At 35.9% G+C, this 15,082-nt stretch carries 21 protein-coding genes and 1 pseudogene; 20 read left to right on the top strand and 2 right to left on the bottom strand.

Features of this window, described 5'->3' with window-relative positions:
• Window positions 1-13 precede the first annotated feature (13 nt).
• From rpsH to rpsI, 20 genes and pseudogenes are all read left to right on the top strand, one after another.
• Window positions 14-412: a 30S ribosomal protein S8 gene (gene rpsH / locus BUB96_RS05365; RefSeq protein WP_073297525.1), complete on the top strand. Its 399-nt coding sequence runs from the start codon at window positions 14-16 to the stop codon at window positions 410-412.
• Window positions 413-437: 25 nt separating this feature from the next.
• The gene (gene rplF, locus BUB96_RS05360; protein WP_073297522.1) at window positions 438-974 is read left to right on the top strand and encodes a 50S ribosomal protein L6; all 537 of its coding nucleotides are present in this window, start codon (window positions 438-440) and stop codon (window positions 972-974) included.
• An 86-nt stretch (window positions 975-1,060) separates the two neighbouring features.
• Window positions 1,061-1,420, top strand: a complete 360-nt coding sequence (gene rplR / locus BUB96_RS05355) for a 50S ribosomal protein L18 (protein WP_073297519.1) — start codon at window positions 1,061-1,063, stop codon at window positions 1,418-1,420.
• A 20-nt stretch (window positions 1,421-1,440) separates the two neighbouring features.
• Window positions 1,441-1,944, top strand: a complete 504-nt coding sequence (gene rpsE, locus BUB96_RS05350) for a 30S ribosomal protein S5 (RefSeq protein ID WP_073297516.1) — start codon at window positions 1,441-1,443, stop codon at window positions 1,942-1,944.
• 13 nt (window positions 1,945-1,957) lie between these two features.
• On the top strand, window positions 1,958-2,146 hold the full coding sequence (rpmD, locus tag BUB96_RS05345) for a 50S ribosomal protein L30 (protein ID WP_073297513.1): 189 nt from the start codon (window positions 1,958-1,960) through the stop codon (window positions 2,144-2,146).
• A gap of 31 nt (window positions 2,147-2,177) precedes the next feature.
• Window positions 2,178-2,618, top strand: a complete 441-nt coding sequence (rplO, locus tag BUB96_RS05340) for a 50S ribosomal protein L15 (RefSeq protein ID WP_073297510.1) — start codon at window positions 2,178-2,180, stop codon at window positions 2,616-2,618.
• A gap of 1 nt (window position 2,619) precedes the next feature.
• The gene (secY, locus tag BUB96_RS05335; protein ID WP_073297507.1) at window positions 2,620-3,939 is read left to right on the top strand and encodes a preprotein translocase subunit SecY; all 1,320 of its coding nucleotides are present in this window, start codon (window positions 2,620-2,622) and stop codon (window positions 3,937-3,939) included.
• A gap of 47 nt (window positions 3,940-3,986) precedes the next feature.
• Entirely contained in the window at window positions 3,987-4,634 is a 648-nt protein-coding gene (locus BUB96_RS05330) for an adenylate kinase (RefSeq protein ID WP_073297504.1), read from the top strand.
• 130 nt (window positions 4,635-4,764) lie between these two features.
• Complete coding sequence (infA, locus tag BUB96_RS05325; RefSeq protein ID WP_073297501.1) at window positions 4,765-4,983, top strand: translation initiation factor IF-1; 219 nt, start codon at window positions 4,765-4,767, stop codon at window positions 4,981-4,983.
• A gap of 36 nt (window positions 4,984-5,019) precedes the next feature.
• Window positions 5,020-5,133: a 50S ribosomal protein L36 gene (gene rpmJ / locus BUB96_RS05320; RefSeq protein ID WP_073297498.1), complete on the top strand. Its 114-nt coding sequence runs from the start codon at window positions 5,020-5,022 to the stop codon at window positions 5,131-5,133.
• A gap of 20 nt (window positions 5,134-5,153) precedes the next feature.
• Window positions 5,154-5,495 carry a 30S ribosomal protein S13 gene (gene rpsM, locus BUB96_RS05315; RefSeq protein WP_073297495.1) on the top strand — a complete coding sequence of 114 codons (342 nt, stop codon included), beginning with the start codon at window positions 5,154-5,156 and terminating at the stop codon, window positions 5,493-5,495.
• A 33-nt stretch (window positions 5,496-5,528) separates the two neighbouring features.
• Complete coding sequence (gene rpsK / locus BUB96_RS05310) at window positions 5,529-5,921, top strand: 30S ribosomal protein S11 (RefSeq protein WP_073297491.1); 393 nt, start codon at window positions 5,529-5,531, stop codon at window positions 5,919-5,921.
• Window positions 5,922-5,993: 72 nt separating this feature from the next.
• Window positions 5,994-6,938: a DNA-directed RNA polymerase subunit alpha gene (locus tag BUB96_RS05305; RefSeq protein WP_073297486.1), complete on the top strand. Its 945-nt coding sequence runs from the start codon at window positions 5,994-5,996 to the stop codon at window positions 6,936-6,938.
• Between the two features lie 44 nt (window positions 6,939-6,982).
• A pseudogene (rplQ, locus tag BUB96_RS05300) lies at window positions 6,983-7,360 on the top strand (50S ribosomal protein L17); the annotation flags it as partial.
• A gap of 396 nt (window positions 7,361-7,756) precedes the next feature.
• Complete coding sequence (locus tag BUB96_RS05295; protein WP_073297483.1) at window positions 7,757-8,593, top strand: energy-coupling factor ABC transporter ATP-binding protein; 837 nt, start codon at window positions 7,757-7,759, stop codon at window positions 8,591-8,593.
• Window positions 8,569-9,468, top strand: a complete 900-nt coding sequence (locus BUB96_RS05290) for an energy-coupling factor ABC transporter ATP-binding protein (protein ID WP_073297480.1) — start codon at window positions 8,569-8,571, stop codon at window positions 9,466-9,468. Before BUB96_RS05295 ends, BUB96_RS05290 begins: the two co-directional genes overlap by 25 nt.
• On the top strand, window positions 9,461-10,261 hold the full coding sequence (locus BUB96_RS05285; RefSeq protein ID WP_073297477.1) for an energy-coupling factor transporter transmembrane component T family protein: 801 nt from the start codon (window positions 9,461-9,463) through the stop codon (window positions 10,259-10,261). The genes BUB96_RS05290 and BUB96_RS05285 overlap by 8 nt, the downstream gene beginning before the upstream one ends.
• Before the next feature lie 69 nt (window positions 10,262-10,330).
• Window positions 10,331-11,074, top strand: a complete 744-nt coding sequence (gene truA, locus BUB96_RS05280) for a tRNA pseudouridine(38-40) synthase TruA (protein WP_073297626.1) — start codon at window positions 10,331-10,333, stop codon at window positions 11,072-11,074.
• Between the two features lie 251 nt (window positions 11,075-11,325).
• On the top strand, window positions 11,326-11,754 hold the full coding sequence (gene rplM, locus BUB96_RS05275; RefSeq protein WP_073297625.1) for a 50S ribosomal protein L13: 429 nt from the start codon (window positions 11,326-11,328) through the stop codon (window positions 11,752-11,754).
• Between the two features lie 20 nt (window positions 11,755-11,774).
• Window positions 11,775-12,167, top strand: coding sequence for a 30S ribosomal protein S9 (gene rpsI / locus BUB96_RS05270; protein ID WP_073297474.1), 393 nt, complete (start codon window positions 11,775-11,777; stop codon window positions 12,165-12,167).
• Window positions 12,168-12,801: 634 nt separating this feature from the next.
• Here the strand turns inward: rpsI and istB are convergent.
• Both istB and istA read right to left on the bottom strand, forming a co-directional pair.
• Window positions 12,802-13,527, bottom strand: coding sequence for an IS21-like element helper ATPase IstB (istB, locus tag BUB96_RS05265; RefSeq protein ID WP_073297469.1), 726 nt, complete (start codon window positions 13,525-13,527; stop codon window positions 12,802-12,804).
• Window positions 13,524-14,939: an IS21 family transposase gene (gene istA / locus BUB96_RS05260; protein WP_200789046.1), complete on the bottom strand. Its 1,416-nt coding sequence runs from the start codon at window positions 14,937-14,939 to the stop codon at window positions 13,524-13,526. The genes istB and istA overlap by 4 nt, the downstream gene beginning before the upstream one ends.
• Between the last annotated feature and the right edge of the window lie 143 nt (window positions 14,940-15,082).

The following is a 15,082-nucleotide window of genomic DNA, read 5'->3' as shown; positions in this document are numbered from 1 at the left end:
GGAGGCAAATATAATGACTATGACGGATCCAATTGCAGATTTCGTTACACAAATTCGTAACGCAAATGATGCAAAACACACAACAGTCGAAATTCCTGCATCAAATATTAAATTCGAAATGGCAAAAATCCTTAAAGAAGAAGGATTTATTAAAAGTGCTGAATTAATTGAAGATGATAAACAAGGTAAAGTTCGAATGAGATTAAAATATACTGCAGATAACGATAAAGTTATTACAGGTTTGAAACGAATTTCTAAACCAGGTTTACGTATTTATGCAAAAGCAGATGAAGTACCTAAAGTATTAAATGGCTTAGGAATTGCTATTGTTTCAACTTCAGAAGGCGTAGTTACTGATAAAGTTGCTCGTGCAAAAAATATCGGTGGCGAAGTATTAGCATACGTTTGGTAAAATTAATACAAGGAGGTGCGGACAAGTGAGCCGAATCGGAAAACAACCTATTGAACTTCCAGAAGGTGTAGAAGTAAGCCTTAATGGAAATACGATTACTGTTAAAGGTAAAAATGGTGAATTAACACGCAATTTGAATCCAAAAATCGATGTAGAAGTACAAGATACTGAAGTTCTTGTGACTCGTAGAAACGAATCAAAAGAAAGTCGTATGTTACATGGTACAACTCGATCAATTGTTAATAACATGATTGAAGGAGTTAGCAATGGATTTTCTAAAAAATTAGAAATTATTGGTGTTGGTTACCGTGCACAATTACAAGGTAAAAAATTAGTTTTAAGTCTTGGATTATCTCATCCAGTAGAATTTGAAACACCAGAAGGACTTGAATTAGAAGTACCTTCAAACACAGAAATTATTATTAAAGGTGCTGACAAAGAAGCTGTTGGTGCTTTAGCAGCGAATATTCGTGCAGTTCGTTCACCAGAACCTTATAAAGGAAAAGGTGTCCGTTACGAAGGCGAATTCGTTCGTCGTAAAGAAGGTAAGACTGGTAAATAATCGATACTTTTTAGTATTGTATTATTCAGTCATTTACAAATGCAACATTCAATCAAAAAACAAAAAATTAGTATAGAGGTGACATTGTGATTTCAAAACCAGATAAAAACAAATTACGCAAGAAAAGACATCAAAGAATACGTCGAAAAATTTCTGGTACTGCAGAGTGCCCGCGTTTAAACGTTTTTCGTTCAAACAAAAACATCTACGCTCAATTAATTGATGATGTAGAGGGTGTAACGCTCGCAAGTGCATCTACTTTAGATAGTGAAGTATCTACAGAAGACTCAAAAATAGAGCAAGCAGCGACAGTTGGTCAATTAATTGCTGAACGTGCAAAAGAAAATAACTTTACAGAAGTTGTTTTTGACCGCGGCGGCTACCAATACCATGGTCGTGTTAAAGCTTTAGCAGAAGCAGCTCGTGAAAATGGATTAGAATTTTAAGCAGAGGGGGAAAATTACAAATGGTATCAAAAATTGATGCATCAACTTTAGATTTAGAAGATCGTGTTGTAGAAATTAACCGAGTAACAAAAGTTGTTAAAGGTGGACGTAATCTACGTTTTAACGCTTTAGTTGTTGTCGGTGATCGTAACGGACATGTTGGTATGGGTACTGGTAAAGCACAAGAAGTACCAGAAGCTATCCGTAAAGCTGTTGAAGATGCAAAAAACAACTTAATTAACGTACCAACCGTTGAAGCTACAATTCCTCATGAAGTACTTGGTGTTCATGGTGGAGGTAGAGTTATGTTACGCCCAGCTGTTGCCGGTTCAGGAGTTTCTGCTGGTGGACCTGTACGTGCGATCTTAGAACTTGCTGGTATTGAAGATATTTCTTCAAAATCACTAGGTTCAAGTTCAGCAATCAACATGGTTCGTGCAACACTTGATGGAATTGAACAATTAAGAAGAGCAGAAGAAGTTGCGAAATTACGTGGCAAATCTGTTGACGAATTATTAAATTAAGGAGGATGACACAATGGCGAACTTAAAAGTTACATTGAAGAAAAGTTTGATTGGTCGTCCGAAAAAACAACATAACATTATTAAAACATTAGGATTAACTAAAAAAATTAATTCATCTAATGTTATACCGGACACAGAAATTACACGTAATACAATCAAACGCGTTGAACATTTAGTAGAAGTAGAAGAAATATCTGAATAATTAGTTTGAATCAAAGGAGGTGCCGATAATCATGAAATTACATGAACTAAAATCAGCAGAAGGATCTCGTAAAAGAAGAAACCGCGTTGGTCGTGGGCCATCATCAGGAAATGGTAAAACTGCAGGACGTGGACAAAAAGGGCAAAAAGCTCGTAATACTCCAGGACCATATCCATGGTTTGAAGGTGGACAAACTCCATTATTCCAAACATTACCAAAACGAGGTTTCACAAATATAAATCGCAAAGAATATACGATCATTAATTTAGACATACTGAATCAATTCGATGAGGATACAGAAATCACTCCAGAATTATTAGTTGAATCAGGCGCAGTTAAGAAAATTAAATCTGGTATAAAGGTATTGGCAAAAGGAACGGTTGATCGTAAATTGACAGTTAAAGCCCATAAATTCTCCAGAGCTGCTCAAGAAGCAATCGAAGCTGCTGGAGGAACCGTTGAGGTGATCTAATATGATCGAATTGCTTAAAGGTGCATTTACTGAAAAAAATATTCGAAAGAGATTATTTTTCACGCTTGGCATAATATTGGTTTTCCGTTTCGGAACATATATTACAGTTCCAGGTGTTGATGCTACCGCTATACAAGAGCTTAACGACTCAGGGCTATTTAACTTGTTAGATACCTTTGGTGGTGGAGCGCTTCAGAATTATTCAATATTTGCTCTTGGTATTTCTCCATATATCACATCTTCCATCGTCATAGAGCTTTTGCAGATGGATATTATACCGAAATTCAAAGAATGGTCAGAACAAGGTGAAGTCGGTCGTCGTAAATTAAACCAGGCGACTCGCTACTTAGCAATTTTTGTAGCCTTTTTCCAAGCTTTAGGAATTTCATTAGGGTTTAACACCTTAGCTAGTCTTGACTTAATTATTAATCCAGGACTAGGTACGTATCTAAAAATTGCGATTATTATGACAGCAGGAACAATGTTTGTTATGTGGTTAGGTGAGATGATTACAGTACATGGAATAGGTAATGGAACAAGTCTAATTATATTTTCAGGAATTGTATCAAGAATTCCATCTGATCTTTATGAAATATATAACACTCAAATCAGAAATGCAGGAGATGAGATTTTACAATCTTCTCTCTTGGTCTTAGGAATCTTTATTGGATCCATTATTCTTATTTTGTTTGTTATCTATATGGAAAATGCTAGAAGAAATATTCCTATTCGTTACTCTAAACGAGCTGTTTCTTCAGAAGAAGCTGTATTGCCATTAAAAGTTAACTCAGCAGGTGTTATTCCTGTTATATTTGCAAGTTCTTTTATGATGGTACCGCAAATTGTTTTAGGATTGTTTGCGACAGGTAATCAATCGAATAAATGGTTCCAAATGATTAGTAGTATTTTTAATATGCAAGAACCTGTGGGCGCAATATTATATGTAACATTAATTGTTCTCTTTACTTATTTTTATGCTTTCATTCAAGTAAATCCAGAGAAAGCAACAGAAAACTTACAGAGACAAAATGCATACATCCCAAGTGTTCGTCCAGGGAGAGAAACAGAAAATTATATTAGCTATGTACTCGTGAGATTAAGTACGATAGGGGCAATTTACCTAGCGATTATAGCAATCCTACCTATTATGGTGTCAGCTTTTTGGAATATTCCAAACTTGGCACTTGGAGGAACAAGTCTATTAATTGTAGTAGGAGTCGGCTTAGACTTTACTAGTCAAATTGAAGGACTATTGAGTAAAACGAGTTATACTGGCTTTATCACTGAATATAAACCAGAATATTTACAAGAAACAAGATAAAAATTGTCTTTATGTATGCAATCTACGCATGATAGAGGAGGAGAACAATGGATTTAATCTTACTAGGCCTGCCTGGAGCAGGAAAAGGTACCCAAGCTGAACATATCACTGAACATTACAATGTTCCACATATTTCAACCGGTGATATCTTCCGTGCAGCGATTAAAAATGAAACCCCTCTTGGTTTAGAAGCGAAAAAGTACATGGATGCTGGAGATTTAGTTCCAGATGATGTGACCAATAATATCGTAAAAGAAAGACTACAAGAAGACGATGTAAAAAATGGATTTTTGCTAGATGGTTATCCCAGAACGTTAAATCAAAGTGAAGCTTTAAAAGCAAACTTAGAAGATCTTGGAAGAAGTTTAGATGCTGTAATTTATTTAAAGGTTCCAACAGAAATACTCATGGAACGTTTAACAGGGCGTTATATTTGTTCAAACTGTGGTGCTACGTATCATAAGATTTTTAACCCAACAAAAATCGAAGGGGTTTGTGATAGATGTGGCGGTACTGAATTTTACCAAAGAGACGATGACAAACCAGAAACGGTTAAAAAACGGATCGATGTAAATAAAGAACAAACAGCTAATCTTGTTGAATTTTATCAAGCGGAAGGTGTTCTTGTAGAAGTCGATGGAAATCGGGATGAAGAAGAAGTATTCGCTGATATTCAGGGATTATTAGAGGACTAATCATTGAAAAATTCATGGTTTTGTAGTATAATCACAAGAGTGTTTTCCCTTAATGAAAGGGATTTGAGACTAATAAATCAATTAGTTATACACGAGAATAAAATGATGGCATTAGAGGAGGGATCCAGGCATGGCTAAAGAAGACATGATTGAAGTAGAAGGTACAGTTATTGAGACATTACCCAACGCAATGTTTAGTGTTGAGCTTGAAAATGGGCATGAAATTCTTGCGCATGTTTCTGGCAAAATTCGTATGAACTATATCCGGATTCTGCCTGGGGACAAAGTAACAGTCGAAATGTCACCATATGACTTGACAAAAGGACGTATCACGTATCGATTTAAATAAGCATTAGAATTCCAGATATTCATGGAGGTTTAAAAAATGAAGGTAAGACCATCAGTAAAAAAAATGTGTGACAAATGCAAAATTATTCGTCGTAAAGGTCGAGTAATGGTCATTTGTGACAATCCAAAACATAAACAAAGACAAGGCTAATTAAGCAGGAGGTGCAATAAATGGCACGTATAAGCGGAGTAGATATTCCACGTGACAAACAAATCGTTATATCATTAACTTACATTTACGGAATTGGAAAAACCACTGCATTAAAAGTTTTAGAAGCAGCAGGTGTTCCAGAAGAAACACGCGTAAGTGATTTAACAAACGACCAATTAGATGCAATCCGTGCAGAAGTAAACGAATTAAAAATTGAAGGAGATCTTCGTAGAGAAACTTCTCAAAATATTAAACGTTTAATGGAAATTGGTTCATACCGTGGTACACGTCACCGTAGAGGTTTACCGGTACGCGGACAAAAAACCAAAAACAACGCACGTACAAGAAAAGGATCTAAATAATTTTCTTAAGTAGATAGGAGGAAAATATACGCAATGGCAAGAACTAAAGCAAGACGTCCACGTAGACGTCAAAGAAAAAATATTGAGCATGGAGTTGCTCATATTCGATCAACATTTAACAATACAATTGTAATGATTTCAGATGTACATGGAAATGCAATTTCATGGTCATCAGCAGGTTCATTAGGTTTCAAAGGATCTCGTAAATCAACACCATTTGCTGCTCAAATGGCTGCAGAAGCTGCTGCAAAAGGTGCAATTGAAAATGGTATGAAATCAGTTGAAGTATCAGTTAAAGGACCGGGTTCAGGTCGTGAGTCAGCAATTCGTTCATTACAAGCGAACGGTTTAGACGTTACAGCAATTCGCGACGTAACACCAATTCCACATAATGGATGCCGTCCTCCAAAACGCCGCCGTGTGTAATAAGGAAGTGCATTTCAATATATTCACAAACTGTAATAAGCACTGAACGTTTGAAAGGGGTAAACGGATTTTATGATCGAAATCGAAAAACCAGTTATAGAAACAGTTGAGATAAGCGATGATGAGAAATTCGGTAAGTTTGTTGTAGAACCACTTGAACGTGGCTATGGAACTACCCTCGGAAATTCATTACGCCGTATTTTGCTGTCATCTTTACCAGGTGCAGCGATCAACAATGTACAAATAGATGGAGTATTGCATGAATTTTCAATGGTTCCTGGCGTTGTAGAAGACGTTACAGCAATTGTTCTGAATTTAAAAAAGGTCGCTATGAAAATACACTCAGAAGATGTTAAAACATTAGAATTAGATATTGAAGGTCCAGCAGTTGTTACGGCTGGCGATATTATCCATGATAGTGAGATCGAAATAAAAAATCCTGATGTATACATTTGTACAGTATCTGAAGGTGGCCATTTACACGCGAGAATGGATGCCAAAAAAGGTCGAGGCTATGTGAATGCAGAAAATAATAAGCATGACGAAATGCCTATTGGTGTAATTCCAATCGATTCAATCTATACCCCAATCACACGAGTAAACTATTTAGTAGAAGATACTCGCGTTGGTAAAAGTGATCAGTTTGATAAATTGACACTGGATGTGTGGACTGACGGATCTATTTCACCAGAAGATAGCGTGAGTTTAGCGGCTAAAATTTTAACTGAGCATTTAAATATCTTTGTCAACTTAACTGAAGAAGCTCGTGAAGCTGAAATCATGGTTGAGAAAGAAGAAACAAAAAAAGAAAAAATGCTTGAAATGACAGTAGAAGAACTCGATTTATCTGTCCGTTCATACAATTGTTTGAAACGAGCAGGAATCAATACTGTTGAAGAATTAACAAATAAATCTGAACCTGAGATGATGAAAGTTCGTAACTTAGGTAAGAAATCATTAACAGAAATTAAAAATAAACTAGATGACTTAGATCTATCTTTAAAAGAAGAAATGTAATAAAAATATAGACTGATAATTGTAGGTAAGGAGGATTCGACTAAATGGCATACCGTAAATTAGGACGAACAAGTTCTCAAAGAAAAGCATTATTACGCGATTTAGTATCAGACTTAATTATTAACGAACGTATCACAACTACAGTTACTCGTGCTAAAGAAGTATCAAAATTAGCAGACAAATTAGTAACTTTAGGTAAAAAAGGTGACATACACGCACGTCGTCAAGCAGCGTCTATACTACGTAATGAGTTAGCAACTGTAGAAGAAACAGAAGAAGCAATTATTGTTGAATCAGTTGTTCAAAAATTATTTAATGAAATTGCTCCACGTTTCGAAACACGAAATGGTGGCTATACACGAGTACTAAAAACAGAACCACGTCGTGGAGATGGCGCTCCAATGGCAATCTTAGAATTTGTTGAAGAAGTAAACTTTGACGAATTAGAAACAGAAGAAGAGCCAGAGGAAGCAACAGAAGTTGAAACAGAAGAAATAGATTCTGCTGAAGAAGTAGAAGAAACTGACGAAGTAACAGAAGACGCTTCTGAAGAATAATTTGCTCTAACTGAATAAAACAATGACTCACTTTTAATGATGTATAAAGAGCGTTATGATGATGGTTAAATCCCAAGTGTCTAGCTCTAGTTTCTCCTGGGCTGAGTCCCAGGAGAAGCGTATATATCAAAAAGTGATTTTTTGTTTTATAATGGGTTTTAATGTGAAAAGAAGAGAATAATAAGTCTACTATTGTATCCAGAGTGTTACTTTGCTATCCTTATAAGGATAAATAGATTATCATATACAGGAGTAAATCAAATGAGTCTAATTTCATTACAAAATGTCAGTTATCGTTATAGTTCGACAGATGATTTCTTGGCATTAAATAATATATCGTTAACAATCGAAAAAGGTGAGTGGATTACACTTATCGGAGCAAATGGATCAGGGAAATCAACTTTAGTCAAAACATTGAACGGATTAAATATGCCTCAAGAAGGGACTATTTCGGTAGACGGACTAGCGATGAATGAAGAAAACATCTGGACGATTCGCCAAAAAGTAGGTATGGTCTTTCAAAATCCGGATAACCAGTTTGTAGGTTCAACCGTAGCTGATGATGTAGCATTTGGACTAGAAAATATTGGTATTCCACGTGATGAGATGATTGACCGAATTAATCGATCATTAGAGCAAGTTGGCATGGAAGATTTCAAACAAGCTGAACCTGCCCGCCTATCTGGTGGACAAAAACAAAGAGTCGCTATTGCCGGAATTTTAGCATTAGAACCTGAAATTATTATTTTAGATGAAGCGACCAGTATGCTTGATCCTAAAGGACGAGCGGAAGTTTTAGAAACGGTTAAAGCGGTTAAAGAAAAAAGCAATTTAACTGTCCTTTCTATTACACATGATATTAATGAAGCCGCTCATGCTGATCGTATTTTTGTTTTAGAAAAAGGACAAATAAAATATATAGATGTTCCAGAAGAAATCTTTAAACTAGGTGACGAACTTATTGATTTAGGCTTAACGGTCCCATTTGTTGAGCAATTAAAATATCAATTAATGGAAAATGGTCTAGATTTACCGGAAGAGTTTATGACAGAAGAAAGGCTGGTTGAGTGGTTATGGAAATACGATTCGAAGATGTAAACTTTACTTATCAACCAGGAACACCGTTTGAAAATAAAGTACTTCATGATATTAACTTTACAATTAAAGACGGCAGTTATACGGCTATTGTAGGACATACTGGAAGTGGAAAATCAACCATCCTACAACATCTCAATGCTCTGAAAACACCCACTTCAGGAAGTGTATGGCTGGGAGATTTAGAAGTAACTTCCAATAAAACAGAAAAGTCAATAAGAGATATTCGAAAAGAAATAGGGGTTGTTTTTCAATTTCCTGAAGCTCAATTGTTTGAGGAAACCGTTGGAAAGGATATTGCTTTTGGTCCTCAAAATTTTGGTGTATCTGAAGAAGAAGCCCTAAAACGAGCAGAAGAAATTTTACCTGTGGTTGGTTTGGATGCTTCTTTTATGGATCGTTCCCCCTTTGAGTTGTCGGGTGGGCAAATGCGTCGAGTAGCGATTGCTGGTGTGTTAGTAATGGAACCTAGCGTATTGGTTTTAGATGAACCTACAGCCGGATTAGATCCCAAAGGTCAGCTTGAAATGATGTCTCTCTTTAATGGGCTTCATAAAGAAAAAAATCTAACCATTGTTTTAGTTACTCATCAAATGGAAGACGTGGCTAATTATGCAGATCATATGATTGTTTTAGATGATGGAAAAATTGTTGGAGATGGCTCACCCCGCACAGTGTTTCAAAAAGAAAAATGGCTTCGTTCTATTCAATTAGACGTTCCCAATACCGTTGAATTTGCAAAAGAATTAATAAAAGATCCTAGCTGGTCTTATGATAAACTACCCTTAACTTTGGATGAATTAACACAAATGATTATCAAAGAAATAGATCATCCTGAAGTAGAGCGTAAAGATAAGCAGGTGAGAACGGATGGATAAATTAATATTGGGGCAATATGTTCCAGGAGATTCTTATATCCACCGCTTAGATCCTCGTACAAAATTAGTTGCTTCTATGTGGTTTATTATATTAATTTTTATGGCTAGTAGTTGGTGGACCTATTTAGTTTTATTAGGGCTTGTTTTTGTGGCGGCTAAAATATCTGAGATTCCTATTAGTTATTATATTAATGGGCTTAAACCATTAGCCCTCTTAATTTTGATTACTGTTTTCTTTCAATTGATTTTTGCACAAGGGGATACTGTGCTTCTTGAGTATGGATGGCTAACGATTACATTAGAAGGAATTATTAATGCGATATTAATCATTTTGCGATTTGTAATGATTGTTATGATGTCAACCATTTTGACGCTCACGACAACCCCGCTTGAAATTGCAGATGGTATTGAATCTTTACTGAGACCTTTGAAGCGATTAAAAGTCCCCGTACAAGAAATTGCCCTTATTTTATCCATAGCCCTACGTTTTGTCCCAACTTTAATGCAGGAAACAGAGAAAATTATGAATGCCCAAAAAGCGCGTGGGGTAAGTTTTGATGAAGGAAATTTACTTGAACGTATGAAAAAAATTGTTCCTTTGTTAATTCCTCTATTTATTAGTTCGATTGACCGTGCCGATCAATTAGCCGTAGCCATGACGGCTCGTGGCTACCGCGGCGGCGATCATCGTACAAAATTGCGTCAGCTGGAATGGACGAATCAAGATTTTTATACGTTTGGACTTTTTGGAATGGTAACTGTCCTGCTACTAAGCGCTCGTTTTATCATTTAGGCACTTTAGATTATTTACCGAAGGAAAAAGGAAATAAAAGTAGGAGGAGAACACATGGAAGCAGGGGATATGGTTCGATATAAAGCGACTATTGCTTATGATGGAACAGATTTTTCGGGTTTCCAAGTACAGCCGAAGGGACGAACGGTTCAAGGCGAGCTAGAAAAAGCTTTAGCTCAAATGGACAAAGGCAAATTTATACGTATTCATCCGGCAGGCCGAACAGATGCAGGCGTCCATGCAGCGCAGTTGGTTCTTCATTTTGATTACACATCCACGATTCCGAAAGAAGGACTGTTCAAGGGATTAAATGTTCTAACGCCTAATGATATTTCGATCCTTTATTTAGAACGCGTCGCAAATGACTTTCATGCGCGTTATCAAGCAAAAAGTAAAATGTATAGTTATCGTGTGGATAATCAAGGGGTAAGAAACCCGTTCACTCGAAATTTTGCGTTGCATCATCCGTACCCTTTGAATCAAGCAAAAGCAGAAGCTGCCTTAGCGGTGCTCGTTGGCACGCATGACTTCACAAGTTTTTGCTCCATGAAGACAGACAAGGTGGATAAAGTACGGACGATTTATGAGGCGTCTTTAAAGATTGATGAGACGACGAAGGAATGGATCTTTACATTTCATGGGGATGGTTTTTTATACAATATGATTCGAATCATTGTAGGAACTGTTCTAGAAATAGCGGATGGTCGCAAAGAAGTTGAAGAGATGAAAAAAGTTCTTGAAGCGAGAGATCGAAATGTAGCAGGGCCTACAATTGGTCCTCAAGGTCTGAGATTAGAAAAAGTTCACTATTAAATTTATAAATAAAATATAAAAAATAGCAGAAAATTGATTCTGAAACCTTGACATTGAGCCTGATTCAAGGTATCATACTTGATGGTATTGTTTACCACCATGATAAGCCCCGGAACTTATCTTGAGAAAACAATAAACTTAAACGAACATTATTTATGACATTTAAAGTTATCAAATCTTTCGGAACAAAGATTTAGATAATAATTAAAAGATTCTAGATTATTTTGGAGGGAAAACAAGTGCGAACTTATATGGCTAAACCAGCTGAAGTTGAACGCAAATGGTATGTTGTTGACGCAACTGATATTTCTTTAGGACGTCTTTCAACCGTTGTTGCTTCAATTTTACGCGGAAAAAATAAACCAACTTACACTCCTCATGTGGATACAGGGGACTATGTAATTGTTGTTAATGCTGAAAAAATTAAATTAACAGGTAAAAAAGCAACAGATAAATTATATGCACGTCATTCTGGATACCCTGGTGGATTAACTCAGGTTTCTGCTGGAGATATGCGTAGAGATAAACCAGAACGTTTAATTGAAACTTCTATTAAAGGAATGCTTCCTAAGAATTCACTTGGACGTAAAATGGCTAAAAAATTACATGTTTACGCTGGTCCAGATCACAAACAAATAGCGCAACAACCAGAAGAACTTGACATTACAGACTTGATTTAATCTAAGGAGGGAAATCCACATTGGCACAAGTACAATATTTTGGAACTGGTCGTCGTAAAAACTCAACAGCTCGTGTTATTTTGACACCAGGTACAGGTAAAATTGAATTAAACGGTAAAGATATCTCAGAATACTTACCATATGACTATTTACAAACAATTATTAAACAACCACTAGTTGCTACAAGCACTGAAGGCAGCTATGACATCCGTGCAAACATTCACGGTGGAGGATATGCTGGACAAGCAGGAGCCGTTCGTCACGGAATCGCTCGAGCACTATTAACAGTAGATCCAGATTTCCGTGCACCATTAAAAGAAGAAGGTTACTTAACACGTGACTCAAGAATGAAAGAACGTTACAAACCAGGCCGTAAAAAAGCACGTAAATCTCCACAATTCTCAAAACGTTAATTGCGATAGTTGTTTCGACTTCAGTCGATTGCAAATATCGTACAAGACGAGCACAGCGAGAGTTGTTCCTTGTCTAACAATTTTAATATATATAAAGAGAATCTCTTTTGAGAGGTTCTCTTTTTTATTTCCCTTAAATTGCGAATTTATTCGCTTGAAAATACGGTATGGAACGGTGATTTCAAAAGAAATCGAGTATTATCCCTTAAAAATTACATATCCCCCCTTTCTCACTTCGGTAGAAGAGTTTTTTATTTTAACTATATATTTGTAGTATATTCTGTTTGACTGTAATCAATGGACAACTAACAATTACATTATATTTTCTTTATTTGTTTTAGCGTGTTATAAGTAAACATTTAAGCATTCTCTTTTATTGTAATAAAATATTTATATTATACATAAAAACGGATGTTTAAATAGACGGACAATAGTCAAAGCAATCGAGAGTGAAGGAATGATGTAAGTGAATTTCTGAGTACTTAAAGTTTATGATACTATAGAATAGATTCATAAGAATTGTATAATGTAGATATTTAAAATTAAATGAAGAACTAATGTGTTTTGCAATAGAGAAGTACATAGTTTTGCAACGAAAAGTACACAATGTTGCCACCCAATATTTTCCATTTAATTATTCTATTTTAGATAAAGCATTTTTCAAACGATAGCTTTCTCCTGTAAAGGTTAGTATATGCGCGTGGTGAATAAGGCGATCCACCAGCGCCGATGTGAGGCGCGGATCGATAAATACTTTATTCCAACTGCTAAACTCTAAATTTGATGTAATGATAATACTTTTTGTCTCATACCAATCACTTATCAGTTGAAAAAGTAATTCTGAACCATTTTTATTAAACGGTACATAGCCCATCTCGTCCAGAATGATCAGTTGAACACGATTAAATCGCTTCTTAAATCGTTCTAGTTGTCCATTTTTCCATGCCTTTTCTAACTCAATGACAAGATCACTAACACGCCAGAATCTTGTTTCAATACCTTCTTGGCAAGCTTTGTAACCAAGTGCACTCGCTAAGTGCGTTTTTCCGGTGCCTGGGGCACCAATACAGACAACATTCTGATTTGACTGAATAAAGTCTAATGAAGTTAACTGCTCCTTCGTCTGATTATCTTGTACGCGAATTTGATCATGCCATTCAAACATTTCCAATGTCTTATGATTTGAAAACTTTGCCTGTTTAATTAAACGCTGGATTCGTCGCTGTTCCTTTGCCTCTACTTCATGAATCAATAATTTAAGTAACCATTCTTCTTTATTTGAATCTTCAATTGAATCAATAAGACTAGGTACACGACTTAATCGTAATTCTTGGCAAACCGATTCTAGGGTATGACTCATACGCTCACCTCCTTAGAAGGAGAATGCGTCAAGGCATCATATCCTTGCCAATTCACATCACTAATACTTTCTTCATTTTCTTCAGTAACGAGCTCATAGAACCGTTCGTTTACTTCTACCATCGTGTGATTTACAAGTAACTCCAATAATCGATTAATTCTTTGATAAAGTAATCGGAAATCATCAATTCTTAAATACGCTTGAATCCTACCAGGAAGATATTTCCAATAACGAGAATAAGTTATTTTAGATAAACGTTGTTTCCAATCCTTAAGGATTGTATGCCAGTCAATCGCTCGTTTTTTATATAAATATGAACGGAAATCCTCCTGGATTAATTCTCCATTTTGAGTGACAATACGATACTTATCCCACGTGAGATAAGCATATAAGTTACCATGGCGCCATGAATTATGAATATGTATGAAAGTATTATCCAGTTTGATTTCATTTAGTTTATTGGCGCGTATCATAATTTCTTTAAATACTGGATAATCTTCATCAGGTAATGCCAGACAAACTTGTTTTTCTTCTTGCCACAAACTTTCAATTATTTGTATTTTTTCGTAATGCTTTTCTTGACGTTTCTCAATCATTTTTTCTTCTAAATCATGATTGAGAGAAGTAAAGTCTTTCATTTTTGGTGTCTCCGAGAAGAAGTTATATCTCACATAGCCGACTTTATTTTCCACACTACCTTTTTCATGTCCACTAGCAGGATTACAAACCTGTACTTCAAACCCATAATGCATCGCAAACTGTTGGAATTCATCCGTTAAGATGGGATCCTCAAATTTTGATTTTGGTTTAACAACAGCCGTTGTCATATTATCAATTCGAATTTTGCGAGGCACACAACCCATTTGGTTAAAAAGTTGTTTCATCCCCGTTAATAGACATTCTTGGTTTTCGCTTGGTAAAGCTACAGCGAATCCGGCATTACTATAGGGTGTACTCAGTACTAGCGCCTTAACGTCCTTAAATGACCCTTCATGTTCAACTTCCATCGTTCCAAAATCAAGTTGAGCCTCAGCTTGGGGATGTTCCAAGCGTTCGTAGCCAGCACTTGGCAAATCATTATGATGTGTACTTTTCCATTCCTGCACAAAATTACAAACGGTCCGATAAGATCCTAAAAAACCTAGACCTTTTAATGATTTATAATAATTTTTATTGGTTCTTCGTTTCTTTTTAGTAAGACGATAGTCTTCTTCTAACCATAAGGAAACGATATCTCCCCATCCTTCATCGTACATCATCCCTGATTTTTTCGGTATCTTTTCTTCAGGAAGGATTGCATTATCCGCATATTTTTTAGCTGTGCGCCAATTGATACCTAAGGTATCAGAAATTTCATTGATTGATTTATCGTGATTATTCCGTAGATTTTTGATAGTCTTAATGTCGGTCATTGTTAGCATCCTTTTCTACCTCCAAGTTAAGCGTCGTAACTTAAACTTTAGAGGATTATTGGGAGGCTAACAAGGCCTTTTTTTATTTCTAGGTTATGTACTTTTCCGTTGCAATCTTCTGTATTTTTATATTGCCACAAACA

It is taken from the genome of Atopostipes suicloacalis DSM 15692, assembly GCF_900129085.1.
Classification (GTDB): Bacteria; Bacillota; Bacilli; order Lactobacillales; family Carnobacteriaceae_A; genus Atopostipes; species Atopostipes suicloacalis.
The sequence above is the reverse complement of the archived record's forward strand: the minus strand, read 5'-3'. Positions and strand labels throughout refer to the sequence as shown.

Coding starts and splice junctions, on each gene's coding strand:
- rpsH (WP_073297525.1), top strand. CDS start 14: ATGACTATGACGGATCCAATTGCAGATTTCGTTACACAAATTCGTAAC.
- rpsE (WP_073297516.1), top strand. CDS start 1,441: ATGGTATCAAAAATTGATGCATCAACTTTAGATTTAGAAGATCGTGTT.
- rpmD (WP_073297513.1), top strand. CDS start 1,958: ATGGCGAACTTAAAAGTTACATTGAAGAAAAGTTTGATTGGTCGTCCG.
- rplO (WP_073297510.1), top strand. CDS start 2,178: ATGAAATTACATGAACTAAAATCAGCAGAAGGATCTCGTAAAAGAAGA.
- secY (WP_073297507.1), top strand. CDS start 2,620: ATGATCGAATTGCTTAAAGGTGCATTTACTGAAAAAAATATTCGAAAG.
- BUB96_RS05330 (WP_073297504.1), top strand. CDS start 3,987: ATGGATTTAATCTTACTAGGCCTGCCTGGAGCAGGAAAAGGTACCCAA.
- infA (WP_073297501.1), top strand. CDS start 4,765: ATGGCTAAAGAAGACATGATTGAAGTAGAAGGTACAGTTATTGAGACA.
- rpmJ (WP_073297498.1), top strand. CDS start 5,020: ATGAAGGTAAGACCATCAGTAAAAAAAATGTGTGACAAATGCAAAATT.
- rpsM (WP_073297495.1), top strand. CDS start 5,154: ATGGCACGTATAAGCGGAGTAGATATTCCACGTGACAAACAAATCGTT.
- rpsK (WP_073297491.1), top strand. CDS start 5,529: ATGGCAAGAACTAAAGCAAGACGTCCACGTAGACGTCAAAGAAAAAAT.
- BUB96_RS05305 (WP_073297486.1), top strand. CDS start 5,994: ATGATCGAAATCGAAAAACCAGTTATAGAAACAGTTGAGATAAGCGAT.
- BUB96_RS05295 (WP_073297483.1), top strand. CDS start 7,757: ATGAGTCTAATTTCATTACAAAATGTCAGTTATCGTTATAGTTCGACA.
- BUB96_RS05290 (WP_073297480.1), top strand. CDS start 8,569: ATGGAAATACGATTCGAAGATGTAAACTTTACTTATCAACCAGGAACA.
- BUB96_RS05285 (WP_073297477.1), top strand. CDS start 9,461: ATGGATAAATTAATATTGGGGCAATATGTTCCAGGAGATTCTTATATC.
- truA (WP_073297626.1), top strand. CDS start 10,331: ATGGTTCGATATAAAGCGACTATTGCTTATGATGGAACAGATTTTTCG.
- rplM (WP_073297625.1), top strand. CDS start 11,326: ATGGCTAAACCAGCTGAAGTTGAACGCAAATGGTATGTTGTTGACGCA.
- istB (WP_073297469.1), bottom strand. CDS start 13,527: ATGAGTCATACCCTAGAATCGGTTTGCCAAGAATTACGATTAAGTCGT.
- istA (WP_200789046.1), bottom strand. CDS start 14,939: ATGACCGACATTAAGACTATCAAAAATCTACGGAATAATCACGATAAA.